General features: G+C 68.1%; 14 protein-coding genes. 4 read left to right on the top strand and 10 right to left on the bottom strand.

From position 1 onward, the window contains the following. Window positions 1-699, bottom strand: a 699-nt coding sequence (locus tag QOD90_RS26335; protein ID WP_526354616.1) for an SGNH/GDSL hydrolase family protein, incomplete at its 3' end; no start/stop codon positions are given. Between the two features lie 101 nt (window positions 700-800). Between QOD90_RS26335 and hrpA the strand changes: the two genes are divergently transcribed. Then, complete coding sequence (gene hrpA / locus QOD90_RS26330; protein WP_526354614.1) at window positions 801-4,733, top strand: ATP-dependent RNA helicase HrpA; 3,933 nt, start codon at window positions 801-803, stop codon at window positions 4,731-4,733. A 54-nt stretch (window positions 4,734-4,787) separates the two neighbouring features. Here the strand turns inward: hrpA and QOD90_RS26325 are convergent, their stop codons facing one another. After that, complete coding sequence (locus tag QOD90_RS26325; RefSeq protein WP_526354613.1) at window positions 4,788-4,964, bottom strand: hypothetical protein; 177 nt, start codon at window positions 4,962-4,964, stop codon at window positions 4,788-4,790. A 232-nt stretch (window positions 4,965-5,196) separates the two neighbouring features. Between QOD90_RS26325 and QOD90_RS26320 the strand changes: the two genes are divergently transcribed. Continuing rightward, window positions 5,197-5,415 carry a hypothetical protein gene (locus QOD90_RS26320; protein ID WP_526354611.1) on the top strand — a complete coding sequence of 73 codons (219 nt, stop codon included), beginning with the start codon at window positions 5,197-5,199 and terminating at the stop codon, window positions 5,413-5,415. Between the two features lie 3 nt (window positions 5,416-5,418). On the opposite strand, the gene QOD90_RS26315 is transcribed toward QOD90_RS26320, so the two are convergent. Then, window positions 5,419-6,294, bottom strand: a complete 876-nt coding sequence (locus QOD90_RS26315) for an LLM class flavin-dependent oxidoreductase (protein WP_526354609.1) — start codon at window positions 6,292-6,294, stop codon at window positions 5,419-5,421. 185 nt (window positions 6,295-6,479) lie between these two features. On the opposite strand from QOD90_RS26315, the gene QOD90_RS26310 reads away from it, so the two are divergent. Next, window positions 6,480-6,683, top strand: coding sequence for a hypothetical protein (locus QOD90_RS26310; RefSeq protein ID WP_526354607.1), 204 nt, complete (start codon window positions 6,480-6,482; stop codon window positions 6,681-6,683). Between the two features lie 47 nt (window positions 6,684-6,730). Here the strand turns inward: QOD90_RS26310 and QOD90_RS26305 are convergent, their stop codons facing one another. The 7 genes from QOD90_RS26305 to QOD90_RS26275 are packed head-to-tail and all read right to left on the bottom strand — an operon-like array spanning window position 6,731 to window position 12,433. After that, window positions 6,731-7,387, bottom strand: a complete 657-nt coding sequence (locus tag QOD90_RS26305; protein WP_526354605.1) for an MOSC domain-containing protein — start codon at window positions 7,385-7,387, stop codon at window positions 6,731-6,733. Between the two features lie 37 nt (window positions 7,388-7,424). Beyond that, window positions 7,425-8,156: a hypothetical protein gene (locus QOD90_RS26300; RefSeq protein ID WP_526354603.1), complete on the bottom strand. Its 732-nt coding sequence runs from the start codon at window positions 8,154-8,156 to the stop codon at window positions 7,425-7,427. Continuing rightward, window positions 8,153-9,097 (bottom strand): VWA domain-containing protein, encoded by a 945-nt coding sequence (locus tag QOD90_RS26295; RefSeq protein WP_526354601.1) that lies wholly within the window; start codon window positions 9,095-9,097, stop codon window positions 8,153-8,155. Before QOD90_RS26295 ends, QOD90_RS26300 begins: the two co-directional genes overlap by 4 nt. A gap of 13 nt (window positions 9,098-9,110) precedes the next feature. Beyond that, complete coding sequence (locus tag QOD90_RS26290) at window positions 9,111-10,085, bottom strand: hypothetical protein (protein ID WP_526354599.1); 975 nt, start codon at window positions 10,083-10,085, stop codon at window positions 9,111-9,113. After that, window positions 10,076-10,555, bottom strand: a complete 480-nt coding sequence (locus tag QOD90_RS26285; RefSeq protein WP_526354597.1) for a hypothetical protein — start codon at window positions 10,553-10,555, stop codon at window positions 10,076-10,078. The genes QOD90_RS26290 and QOD90_RS26285 overlap by 10 nt, the downstream gene beginning before the upstream one ends. After that, complete coding sequence (locus tag QOD90_RS26280; protein ID WP_526354595.1) at window positions 10,539-11,411, bottom strand: DUF58 domain-containing protein; 873 nt, start codon at window positions 11,409-11,411, stop codon at window positions 10,539-10,541. Before QOD90_RS26280 ends, QOD90_RS26285 begins: the two co-directional genes overlap by 17 nt. Before the next feature lie 20 nt (window positions 11,412-11,431). Further along, window positions 11,432-12,433 carry an AAA family ATPase gene (locus tag QOD90_RS26275; protein ID WP_526354593.1) on the bottom strand — a complete coding sequence of 334 codons (1,002 nt, stop codon included), beginning with the start codon at window positions 12,431-12,433 and terminating at the stop codon, window positions 11,432-11,434. 116 nt (window positions 12,434-12,549) lie between these two features. Between QOD90_RS26275 and QOD90_RS26270 the strand changes: the two genes are divergently transcribed. Beyond that, window positions 12,550-13,233 (top strand): GAP family protein, encoded by a 684-nt coding sequence (locus QOD90_RS26270; RefSeq protein WP_526354591.1) that lies wholly within the window; start codon window positions 12,550-12,552, stop codon window positions 13,231-13,233. The last annotated feature ends 180 nt before the right edge of the window (window positions 13,234-13,413 follow it).

Raw genomic sequence — 13,413 nt, 5'->3', positions numbered from 1 at the left:
CTGGAAGTAGGCGGCGTCGACCGGATTGATCGGCTGAGCCGGAAAGCAGCCCTCTGGTCGAACGTAGGTGCCGTACCCGACGAGGATCACCCTCGCGTCGGGAGCCTTGCTGCGAATGGCGCCGACGAGGTCGGCCCAGTCGTCGGCATCCGCCCCGATGGCTTGCGAGATGCCGTCGACGCCGTCGACCAACAGGTCCGGCGAGCACGGTGGCACGTCCAAGGTCGTCCGCAGGCACCGCTTCGCGATCGACGGCAGGTCGACGTCATTGCCGCCGACGGTGACCGTGACGAGCTCGGTGTCCGCCGTGACGGCGTCCAGCTGCGGTGGCACCCGCCCGCTGCGGATCGGCTGCGCCCGTGAGATCAGGTTCTCGGTCCGTGCGCCGCTGCACGTGACGTCGGTGAACGAGGCCGCCCCGATGAGGCGCGCGAGGACCGCTGGATAGTCGTTCGTCGACCTGAAACAGCCGGCTGGTTGAGCCTGATCGGGAACGAGTGGCGCCGCTGCGGCCGAGTCGCCCATGGCCACGTATCGGGGACCGGTGCCAGGAGGCACCGCCACGGACTGGGTCGCAATCGGCGATGACGGCGATGACGTGGCGGCCCGTAGCGGCGCAGGGGCGTTGACGCAGGCCGTGGGGACCAACGCGGTCAGCAGAACCGCGACCACCGTGCGGGGGATTCGGTTCGAGGCCATCACTCGTTCATACCCGGGCCCGTCGCTCTTACCACCAAGGGTGGCGTATTCGACTTCTGGCGCGGCTGAGCGTCCGTCGTCGTTCGCCTATCCTTGCCCGGGTGTCCGAACCGTCTAGCGCCGAGCTGCGCGCGCGCCTCGACGGCTTGACGATCCGCGACGCCGATCGGCTGCGCCGCCGGTTGCGCGGAAGTGGTTCGGCCGGGTTGGCGAAGATCGCCGACCAGTTCACCGCCGCCGAGGCCCTCGTTGCGACCCGACTGGCCGCCGTGCCGGAGATCACCTATCCCGACTTGCCCGTGAGCGAGATGCGGCACGACATCGCGGCGGCCATCACCGAACACCAGGTGGTCGTGATCGCCGGTGAAACCGGATCGGGCAAGACCACCCAGCTACCGAAGATCTGTCTCGAGCTTGGCCGCGGCATTCGCGGCACGATCGGCCACACCCAGCCGCGCAGGCTCGCTGCCCGCACCGTTGGTCAGCGCATCGCCGACGAGTTGGGTGTCCCGCTTGGCGAGGCCGTCGGTTACACCGTCCGGTTCAACGACCACGCGAGTGACCGCACCTTGGTCAAGCTGATGACCGACGGCATCCTGCTCGCCGAGATCCAACGCGACCGCCGGCTACTCCGCTACGACACCTTGATCCTCGACGAGGCGCATGAACGCAGCCTGAACATCGACTTCCTGCTGGGGTATCTGCGGGAGCTGCTGCCGCAGCGTCCCGACCTGAAGGTCATCGTCACCTCGGCGACGATCGAGCCAGGACGCTTTGCCGCTCACTTCGGCGGTGCCGAACATGGATCTGGTGGCGGTGCGCCGATAGTCGAGGTCTCCGGACGGACGTATCCCGTCGAGATTCGTTACCGCCCACTGGAAGTGCCTTCGGCGACCGGTGACGACGAGGACCCCGACGACCCCGACCATGACGTGATTCGCACGGAGGTCCGCGACCAGAACGAAGCGATCATCGACGCCGTTCGGGAGCTGGAGGCCGAGCCCCCCGGCGACGTGCTGGTGTTCCTGTCCGGCGAACGCGAGATCCGCGACACCGCGGAAGCGCTGCGCGACGCGCTGAGTTTCACCGAGGTGCTTCCGCTGTATGCGCGGCTGCCAACGGCGGAGCAGCAGAAGGTCTTCGAGCCCCATTCCGGGCGCAGGGTGGTGCTCGCCACCAACGTCGCGGAGACGTCGCTGACGGTTCCGGGGATCCGCTACGTGGTCGATCCGGGGACGGCACGCATCTCCCGGTACAGCCGACGGACCAAGGTGCAGCGGCTGCCGATCGAACCCATTTCGCAGGCGTCGGCCGCGCAGCGGGCGGGCCGGTCGGGTCGCACTGCGCCCGGCGTGTGCATCCGGCTCTATGCGGAGGCCGACTTCGAATTGCGGCCCCGCTACACCGATCCCGAGATCCTGCGCACCAACCTCGCCGCGGTGATCCTGCAGATGGCCGCGCTCGGCCTCGGTGACATCGAGAACTTCCCGTTCCTCGATCCGCCCGATGCGCGCAGCGTCCGCGACGGGGTGCAACTGCTGCGCGAACTCGGCGCGTTCGACGCTGCCGCAGGTGATTCCACGCCGCACGGCGCCATCACCGAGTTGGGTCGCCGGCTCGCGAAGCTGCCGTTGGATCCGCGCATCGGCCGGATGATCTTGGCGGCCGATGCCGAGGGCTGTGTGCGCGAGATGCTAGTGCTGGCCGCGGCGCTGTCCATTCCCGACCCGCGCGAGCGCCCGACCGACCGCGAGGAGGCGGCGCGGCAGAAGCACACCAGGTTCGCCGACGAGTTCTCCGACTTCAACTCCTACCTCAACCTCTGGCGCTATCTCAGTGACCAACGAAGGGAGTTGTCGGGCAACGCCTTCCGGCGGATGTGTCGCGAGGAGTTCCTGCACTACCTGCGTATCCGCGAGTGGCAGGACCTCACCGGCCAATTGCGGAGCATCGCCCGTGACCTCGGCATCCGCGAGGCCGACGACAAGGAGCCCGCCGACCCGGCCAGGGTGCACGCCGCCCTGCTTGCGGGTTTGTTGTCGCACATAGGTTTACGCGAGGGAGACGGGAGGGACTACGCAGGCGCGCGCAACTCGAAGTTCGTCCTCGCCCCTGGCTCGGTGCTGACCAAGAAGCCGCCGCGCTGGGTCGTGGTCGCGGACCTGGTGGAGACCAGTCGACTGTTCGGGCGGATCGCGGCCAGGATCGAGCCAGAAGCGGTCGAGCGGGTCGCCGGTGATCTCGTCCAACGGACGTACAGCGAGCCGCACTGGGACGCCAGGCGTGGTGCGGTCATGGGCTATGAACGGGTGACCCTGTACGGGCTGCCGCTGGTGGCGCACCGCCGCATTGGCTACGCGCAGGTCGATCCGGCTGTGGCGCGAGACCTGTTCATCCGCCATGCGCTCGTCGAGGGTGACTGGCAGACACGCCACCACTTCTTCCGCGACAACACCAGGCTGCGTGAGGAACTCGCCGAACTCGAGGAGCGCGCCCGCCGCCGCGACCTGCTGGTGGACGACGACGCGATCCACGCCATCTACGACGCCCGCCTGCCACCGGAGGTGGTGTCGGCGCGGCACTTCGACGGGTGGTGGAAGAAGCAACGGCACCGCACCCCGGACCTGCTGACGTTCACCCGCGACGACTTGCTGCGCAATGACGACGACGCCGACCAGCCTGACACCTGGGAGACCGCCGAGCAATCGCTGCCGCTGACGTACCGTTTCGAGCCGGGCCGCGAGGACGACGGCGTCACCGTGCACATCCCGGTACAGGTCCTGGCCCGCCTCGGTGGCGACGAGTTCGCTTGGCACGTACCGGCGTTGCGCGAGGAGCTGATCACGGCACTCATCAAGTCGCTCCCGAAGGACCTGCGGCGCAACTTCGTTCCCGCACCGGACACCGCGCGGGCCGTCGTCGCGACGCTTGACCCCGGCGCCGGGTCACTGCTGGATGCGCTGCAACGCGCATTGCGGCGCCGCACCGGCGTGCTGGTCCCGATCGACGCCTTCGATCTGGGGAAGGTGCCCGACCACCTGCGCGTGACGTTCGCCGTCGAAGCCGACGACGGCACCGAACTGGCGCGCGGCAAGGACCTCGAGGACCTGCAGCAACGCCTGGCCGCGCCAGTGCGCAATGCCGTCGCGGACGCGTTCGGCGAGCTCGAACGGACGGGGCTGCGCGCGTGGCCGAACGATCTGGACGAGCTGCCGCGCGTCGTCGAGACGACCGGCGGCGGACGCCTGGTGCGCGGCTACCCAGCCCTTGTCGACAAGGGCGCCGCCGTCGACGTGCGGGTGTTCGCCACGCCGGCCGAACAGGCCGCCGCGATGGGGCCGGGAACTCGCCGCCTCCTTCGACTGTCGGTGCCCGCACCGGCCAAAGCCATTGAGAAGCAGCTGGATACCCGAACCCGCCTCGTACTCGGGACCAATCCGGACGGTTCACTGCCCGCCCTGCTCGACGATTGCGCCGACGCCGCGGTGGCCGCCCTCGCGCCGAAGCCGGTCTGGACCCGTGTCGAGTTCGCCGCCCTGCGGGACCGGGTGACCGCCTCGATCGCCCCTACGATGCGCGACATCCTCAAGCGGGTGGAGCGGGTGCTGACGGCATTGCACGAGGTGCAGGTCGCGTTGCCCGCAACGCCACCGCCCGCCCAGGCGGATGCCATCGCCGACATCCGCGGGCAGTTGGCCGCCTTGCTGCCAACCGGCTTCGTCGCCGCCACCGGGAGCACGCACCTCGTGGACCTGGCCCGCTACGTGACGGCCATCGGCAGGCGACTCGAGCGGTTGCCGCAGGGGCTCGGTGCCGACGGCGAGCGGATGAGCCGAGTGCATACCCTGCAGGACGCGTATGACGAACTGGTGGAAGCACTTTCGCCGTCCCGGGCTGCTGCCGACGACGTACGAGACATCGGGCGCTTGATCGAAGAGTTTCGGGTGAGCCTATGGGCCCAGCAACTCGGCACCGCGAGGCCGGTGAGCGAGCAGCGCATCTACCGCGCGATCGACGCGGTCATGCAGTCCTAACGCACGAAGAAGGGGGCACCCGCAATGCGGATGCCCCCCATCCGGGAGTCGGGGTCAGCGGCTCTGGTGCACCGTGGTGTCTACGTGCGGGACGTTGACGGTCGGTGTGATCTCGTTGATGAACGCGTGGTGGTCGACATCGGCCTGCGCGGCGCCCGAGAAACCCAGGGCACTGGCGGCGAGGCCACCGGCGATGATCGTGGCGAAGCCAAAATTCTTGATGTTCTTCATGATGTTCATCCCTTCATCTCGAACGTTTTCAAACGTTCTGCCGGTGCAAATCTCTTCTCGCTCCGGTCTGGTCGGTCCAACCGGCATTGGCAAGGTTCCATTCCGGATGTGTCCGGTGCCACACCGACGGCCACGTCGCCCCGGTTGCGTCGGAATAGTCTGCGCCGCAGCGGTGTTCACACAGGAGTTCGGTTAGAAGAATCTGCCGCCCTGGCGGCTCAAAGGATTGCTCATGTTCTTCACAGCTCGTTACTTGACTTCACTGGTCGTGGCAGGTGGTGCGGCGGTAGCGATCGCCGCGGCACCGACCGCCGCCGCCTCCCCGCTCACCTGCACCGACGTCGGCTCGGCAACTCAATGCGTGTCACCGGGAAACAGTCAGATCACCGCGAATACGCCTCCGATGCAGCTTCAGCCGCAAATCATCATCATTCACCGCGACCGGCGTTAGCCGTCACGTTGCGCTGATGCGGGAGTGCACCTGGCCCGCCGTCGCGATGAATTCGGCCATCCCCTCCAGTGCACCCAGCGGTTGCAGCGCGATGGCATCCACCCCGGCATTCCGGTACGGCTCGAGGCCGTCGGTGATCTGCTTGGCAGTTCCGCCCACGCCGAACACGCCGTCCGCCGGCACCTCCTGACGGACGGCCTCGGCGGCAAGCCGCCGAGCGGCGTCGTCCCCTGGCACGCACGCCAGGAACAGTGCCGTGCTGAAGGGCCGCGCGCTTGCGTCGGCCCGGCCCGCCGCAACGTGTCCGAGGGCCTCCCGCACGGTGTGCGTGGTGTACCTGCTGTCGACGAGGACGCCGTCGGCGATCTCGCCTGCCAATTGCAGCGTCTTGGGTCCAGTGCCGCCGATGAGGATCGGAATCGGACGCGTTGGCGGGAACTCCAACCGAACGCCGGACAATTTGACGTAGCGCCCCTCGGCGGTGACCTCGCTACCGGCCAGGAGCTCCCGGAATGCCGTCACGTACTCGCGGAGCAACGTCAGCGGGGATGCCACCGCAGCGCCTGCCTGTCTCATCCAGCTCTGTACGCCGTGACCGACGGCGATCTGCGTACGGCCGGGGAACATCGCGTCGAGGGTGGCGAACTCCATTGCCGCGGCGGCGACGTTGCGCAGCGGCGCCGGGATGAGTCCGACGCCGACGCTGAGACGCTCCGTGGACGCGAGCGCCACCGCGACCTGAGCGATACCGCCCTGCTGGAAGCAGTCCTCCCAGAACCACAGTTCGTCGATGCCCGCGGCCTCCGCTGCGGCCGCGACACCCCTCAAGCCGTCGGGGTGGAAGTCCGGGCGGTAGATCACGCCGAGTCGGGTGCGCATCAGCCCATCATGCGTGAGACGACCGACATCGTCAGCCCCTATTTGCTAGATGGGCTAACGAGGCGGCCTGGCGCAATCTGTTTCTGCCACTTGCCGATTAAATCCTGCCAGTGGAATTACTGGGCTGAACAGCGTGTTAGAGCTAGCAGAACACCCAAGAGGATCAAGAAAGAAGGCTTCAGCCAATGAAGAAGTTCGGATTTGCCACCATCGCCGCCACGGCATTCGCCGCCGCGCTCGTCGGACTGGCCGCGCCCGCTGAGGCCACCACCGTCGCTACGCCGGTCTCGGTTGGATACTCCACCGGCATCGACCATCACCAGTGGATCAACGACATCCAGCAGCAGGTGAAGGCGCCGCCCGCACCCATCGTGGGCAACGGCCGCTGATCAGGCAGCTACGACGGAGGGGCACCCGCTAGCGGGTGCCCCTTCTGCTATTCGGCCCCTGCTCGACGGCGTGCGGTTGCCTTGATGTCCTCCGGCAGTGCATCCGCCACCAGGATCTCTGGCAGCAGGTCCTTCTGCACCATGAGCGCCCGGTACACGAAGCCGATCGTGATGCCGTGCGGTGGCCGTTCGATCACTTCGACGGAATCCCCGCCGGAGACCGATCCCGGCTCGAGCACCCGCAGGTAGGCGCCCGGTGTGCCGCCGTGCGCGAATGTCCTTATCCAGCCGTCGATCCCGAGCCGGTTGGCAAAGGTCTTGCACGGTGTCCGGGGGCTGGTGACCTCCAGTAACACGCCGTCCGATCCGATGCGCCAGCGTTCACCGATCACCGCGCCGGTGACGTCGATGCCCGTCGTCGTGATGTTCTCGCCGAACATGCCGTTGGTGAGATCGCGGCCGAGTTGCGCTGCCCAGGCGTCGAGATCCTCGCGCGCATAGGCGTAGACGGCCTGGTCGTCACCACCGTGCAATTTGCGGTTGCCGATGACGTCGCCGACGATCCCACTGCCGAGACCCCGCCGCATCGGGCCAGGTGCCCGGACGGCGACCGGCCCGCTCGTCGGGCGCTTGTCGATTCCAGTCTTGGGTGCGGCACCGTCCGCGCCGAGCTGCGTGCGGTTGACCGTCAATACCGATGCCACGCGTCGAGAGTAGTTGGGGCGCGACGGATGCGCCGCCCTAGCCTGCGTTCTGCGCCGCCGCCGCGTCGCGCAGGATCTGTTGCAGACGATCCAGCGGATCGCCGACGCCGGGGTTGAGCCGCAGCCGGCTGTCCGGCAACGCTGGAGCCGACCCGGAAGCCGAGGACGGCGGTGGCGGCGGGGGCGGTGCGCCGGGCGGTGGCGGCGGGGGAGGAGGAGCCACCGACGCCGCGCCGATCTTGGCGGTGAGGCGGGCGACCGTCGCCTCCAGCACGGCACGACGGCCCGGGTCGGCGTCGGTGCTGCCCGTGAAGCAGCCGGCCGGAGCATCACCGACCGCGACCAACGCGCTGCGATACCACTCGACGGCCGACTTCCCGTCGAACGCCTCGGCCGCCCGGTCCCCAAGCGTCTCCTTGACCAGCTCGAGATTGACCCGCACCGAGCAAGAGTGTGCGCCCTCGGTGCGCGCGAGAGCCTGGGTGAACTGCCTGTCGGCCTCGTCGAGACGGTCGTCGAGGACGGCGAGAGTGCCTGCGGCGTAATGGGACTTGGCGGGCTCGACGATGTCGAGAACGCTGAGGGCTGCCACGTCACCGCGCAGTGCATCGGCGTTCCCTTCGGCGAAGTCACTGCCGGTCGAGCCGCCCGCGATGACGACGGTCCACAACTTCGCCAACGCGATGATCAGCACCACCGACACCGGCGCCGAGAACACCAGGAGTCGGGTGCGGAGCGATCCGGTTCGCCACCAACCTCTTTGGTTCATAGGACGACGTCCGCGTTCGACATCCGGGTTCGGCGGAACTCTCGCAGCACGTAGTAGAGCTCGACGAGCACCAGCGCCGCCGCGAGGGCAGCCGGCGCCCAGTAGAGCTCCGTCCGGTCGGGAACCTCGCCGGTGCGGATCGGGCCTGAGGCGCTGTCGGTGACGTCGGCGGGCAGCACCGAAGCCAGCCCGCTGATGCCGCCGCGCGACGAGTACGGCACGCCGATCTGCCCGGCGATGGCGCGCAGCGCGGACTCGCCAACCGCGGTGGTTCCATAGCCGAGCACCACCCCGCCGTCCACCGCCCCTTCTGGCAGGTTGAAGTCGCGTGGCGGAAGGGCGGCCTCGGGGGCGCCCGCCCCGAGATAGACGACCAGGTTCTTGGCCCGTGGATACTGCTGCATGGCACCGATCAACTGATAGCGCAACATGTTTCCGGCCGCGCCGGCGTTCGTCTCGGTCCCACCATCGGCGGCCGCAGCGTAGGGCGTCAGGGCGGACGCCACCGGTCGCAGGCTCCACGTGTCCGCGGACAGCGGCCAGTCCAGTGCGGCCCGGCTTGCGAAGGAGATGACGGCGACCCGGGCGTGGGGATAACGGTCGAGCACTGCGGCGACGTCGTCACGCGCGACCGCCATCCTGGATGAGCCGTTGGGTTGGTCCTGCACCTGCATGTCGGCGGAGCGGTCGATGATCACGAACACGTTGGATACCTCGGGGGCGGCGACGCGCGTGCTTGCCTGCTCCGCGGGGTCGAGAACGGGCCTGGTGGCTGCCGCGACGAGGAGCAGCGCCGCCAGCGTCACACCACTCCATCGCCACCGTGCGCTCCTGGTGCGGGCCGCCGATGCGAGCCGGCGCAGGGTGGCGATCCGGGCCACCAGGATGATGGCGGCGACCACAGCCAGGAGCAACGGCGGCAGGACGGGTTGGAAGGTCATCGTCGCTGCCCCATCATCGGAGCTGGACCATGGGCCAGCCGGCCAACGCCACGGCTGCCGCGAGTGCGATCAGTACTGGCACGTCGGGGGATTCGGGTGCGGCACCGCCGTCGGTGTCCTCGGTCAGCCTGGCCGCCGGAGGGTGGGCCCGAACGTCGTCGATGGCCGCGACGACGCTGGGGCCTGCGGGAAGCACGCGTCCACCGGTGTCGCCGGCGAGCGACGAGAGGGCGCCGGACTCCTTGCCGGTGACGACGGCGTTGACCTGCACGCTGCCCGCGACCGCAAGAGCTCTCAACCGATCGGCGGTGAACAGCGCCTGGCTGGTCTCGTCGGGCGGTGCTGCGTCGGGGCCGACGTAGATCAGCGAACGCCGTTGGGCCGCGGGTGAATCGACGCCTGGGAAGCCGGTGAGGCACAGCGTCAGTAGGTCGTCGACGTTTGGTGTGTAGTCCTCATAGGACACCGGGGCCGAGAAGGCCGCCACGTCGCCCCGTTGGTCGGCGGGCAGTCGGTAGTCCGACAACGTCTGCTTCGCGTATTGATAGTCCCGGGTCAGCGGGATCACCCGGCGGTTCGATGAGGTCAACCCGATGCGTTCGGTGCTGAAGGCGTCCACGCGGTCGGCGAAGTAGCCGAGCGCTGCAGCCACCGCTGGGTCGGATGCCGGCGAACCGGTGCACAGCATGATGTCCTCGGGGTCGCCAGCACCGGATTGGGCTGCCGTCGTTGGCAATCCGGTCGGACGGGCCGCGACGACGATCGCACCGGCGAACATCACGGCAAGCAGCACCATCGTGACGATGGCCGCCCGCGTGCGCGATCGCACCGCGCGGGCGTACTCCGGCAGCATGGTCAGCCGTCCGGCGTTGGCCAGCGGGCGTAGCTGTCGCCGTTCGGCAGCCATCGGCCGGAGCAGGACCGCGACGATGCAGGCCGCGAGCGCGACGCAGCCTGCGATGACGACCGGCATCCACGTCAGGCCCATGACCGGATCAACTCCTCGGCGTCCCGGCTGACCCGAACCATGTCCAACTGCGATTCGTCGTTGAACCGGACGTCGATCAGGTTCGCCAAAAGCGGTGCTGCTAGCGCGATCTCACTGTTGGCGATCTCCTCGATCTGCATGTACTCCGCACGCACGCCCGTCACCTGGTGAAGGAAGCGACGCAGTTCGCGACTGACCGCCTCCCCGGCGGGCTCGGCAGCCAGCTCGCCTGCGCGGTGGCGATCCCCGATGGCACGCACGGCGCGCGCGAAGCGGTACCGAATCATTCGGTCGCGCGCCACGCCGACCAGGGGAAGGGTGCGCAGCCTTCGGCGCGGCATTGTGAACAGGACGACCCCGGCGTACCAGGCGACCAAGAGAACCGACATCACCACGGCGAGCCAGAACCACCAGGGCGAGTACGGCGTCGGACCGATGACGTGCTGTAACAGATCATCCGGCACGGGCATACACCTCGGTCATCGCGGTCAGCTGAGTCCGGATGGCGGCACTGCTCCGAATCACGGCGTGCGGGATGCCGTGGCTGACCATGAACTCCGAGAGACGTTCGCGCCGTGCGGCTTCGGCCCGACGATACGCGTCGACCACCCGCGAACCGAGTGCCGAACCGCCGAAGACGAAACCACCGTCGCCGACGTCGAATCCGTCGGATTCTTCCTCGGTCGACCCGATGGCTGGCATGTCCGCCACCATCGCCCACATCACGTCGTGCCTGGCGGTGAGCCGGGTGAGCACGCCTTCCAGGCGGGGGTCGACGTCGGGTTCGTCCGACACCACGAAGAGCAATAGCGGTCGGCGTTGATGTCGTGCCACCCAATCGAGCTGGGTCAGTAGGTGACTGGGCGCGGGCGTGGAGCTGGCGTGGTGATGGAATCGGTGCAAGATGTGCTCGACGTGCGTCTCGCCGCGCCGCAACCGGATGTCAACGGAGCCGCGGGCGTCGCCGAACACCATGCCGATCTCGTCGGACCGCCGCAGGGTGATGAGCCCCATCGCGCCGATGACGTTGGCCGCGACGTCCCGCTTGACCTCACCCGAGGGCGCCGTCGCCATCATGTTCCTGCCCGCGTCGGCCACCACCATGATCTTGTGATGCCGCTCGGTCACGAAGCGCTTGATCAGTACGGCACCGGAGCGGGCCGAGGCCTTCCAGTCGATGTCGCGGACGTCGTCGCCCTGCACGTACGGCCTCAGGTCGTCGAATTCGAGGCTGCGGGTGTGCACCAGCGCGTAGCGGCCACCCTCGAGGAGGCCGTTGCCGTCCCGCCCGAAGTGCGCCCTCGCGCGGTCGAGATGGGTTCCCACCTATCGGTCCGTCCGGCGGCTCACGGCACCCGCACCGCCTGAAGTACCGCGTCGACCACCACGTCCGGCGTGACGCGGGCGCTGGCCGCCTCGAAACCGAGGATCAGACGGTGCCGCAGTACGCGGTGGGCCAGCTGGGCCACGTCGTCCGGCACCACATGCGTACGACCGTGCAGGATGGCAAGGGCGCGCGCCGTCCGGCAGAACGCGATGGTGGCCCGCGGACTGGCGCCGTACTCGATCAGTCGTGCGATCCCGGGCGACAGGTGTGTCGCGGGTTCGCGCGTGACGCCGACCAGATGGCTGGCGTACCGAATCAGCGTTCGGTCCATGTGCACCGAAGCCACCAACTGCTGTACGCGCCGCACGTCGTCGACGCTCACCACCGGTGCGGTGCGGTGGTCCTTCTCATAGAGGCCCGAGTCCATTCGGGCGATGACCTCCACCTCGTCCTCGACGGACGGATAGTGGACGACTTCCTTGAGCATGAATCGATCCGTCTGGGCTTCGGACAGCGGATACGTGCCCTCCTGATCCACCGGGTTCTGCGTCGCGATCACCAGAAACGGGTCGGGGATCGGGTAGACCACCCCCGCGATCGTGGTCTGGCGCTCCTCCATCGCCTCCAACATCGCGCTCTGCGTCTTCGCGCTGGAGCGGTTGATCTCGTCGAGCAACACGATGTTGGCGTGCACGGGACCCAATCGGGTGGCGAACGAATTGGTCGCCGCCTCATAGATCTGGGTGCCGACGATGTCACTGGGCAACAGGTCGGGCGTGCACTGAATCCGCTTGAACTCGCCCCCCACCGACTCGGCGACCACCCGTGCGGCGGTCGTCTTGGCTAGGCCGGGAACGCTCTCGACGAGCAGGTGACCGCCCGCCAACAGGGCGATCAGCATGGACTCGCGCAGGTGGTGCTGCCCGACGATCTTCGCCGAGAATGCGCCGGCCACCGCGCTGACGGTGCGCTGGGCCTCCGCCAAGGCGGACTGGTCTAGCTGCGATGGTGCTGCCGGCATGGGTCCTTCCAGAGGTGGGGTCAACGTCTGTGGATACCCGCGGCGAACGAATTCACGCTCCGCGCCCGTCACTCCCGTCGCCCGACCTCGGCCGCTCCCGTAGGTTCGGTGACGTCATGCTGGGTTTTCTGCTGCCGCTCCTGGGCTTCGCGCTGCTGGACTCGCTGAACGTCCTGAACCTGGGAGTGACGTCGGCAGTCGTGTACGACAGCAGGCTGAGCCGCAGGTCAGCGCTGCCCGGCGGGGTGAGCTTCGTCAGCGGCGTATTGGTGGCGACGACGACGTTCGGTCTGCTCACCGTGCTCGGGATCAGCTTCCTGACCGAACGCGTGGAGTTCGACATCACCCCGACCGTCCGCTACTGGGGTCAACTGGTACTCGGTCTGGTCCTCATCGCCGTGGCGAGTATCTCGAGCTCGGCTCGTCCCGCGCCGCCCGTCTGGGCGCTGAATCTGGCGCGCCGCAACCCGTGGCTGTTCGCGATCGTCGGGATCGTCATCGGCGTCGGGCAGGCCGTGACGTCCGTGCCCTACCTGACGACGCTGACGATGATCTCCGCGCGCAACCCGCTCCCGACGCTGTGGCCGCTGATCGTGCTCGGCTACTGCGCGCTGGCACTGGTGCCGTCGATGTCGGTGTTGACTCTGTCAGCGCAACGGACGATCTGGGCTAGACGCTTGCAGGGCAACATCATTCGGGTGACGACGCGCTACGGGCCGAGCACCGTGCGAATCCTGCTCCTTGGCGCTGGGGTGGTGCTCGTCATCGGCGCGCTGTTGAACTACCGGGCGCTGTGGTGACTTCGGCGCGTGTTCATGGTCCGCCAATTCTGCGCGAGGGCAGTTATTTCGACCTTGCATTCAAGCGGTCGCTGCAACGAATGCGGACGGGTCTGAGAGTAGTCGGTCGAGTTCTTCGGCGGGGGTGCGGAAGCCGAGGCGTTTGCGGGGTCGGGCGTTGAGTTCGGCGGCGACTTGGTC

The organism is Mycobacterium sp. (assembly GCF_032161845.1).
In the GTDB taxonomy this organism is placed as follows: Bacteria; Actinomycetota; Actinomycetes; order Mycobacteriales; family Mycobacteriaceae; genus Mycobacterium.
The sequence above is the reverse complement of the archived record's forward strand: the minus strand, read 5'-3'. Positions and strand labels throughout refer to the sequence as shown.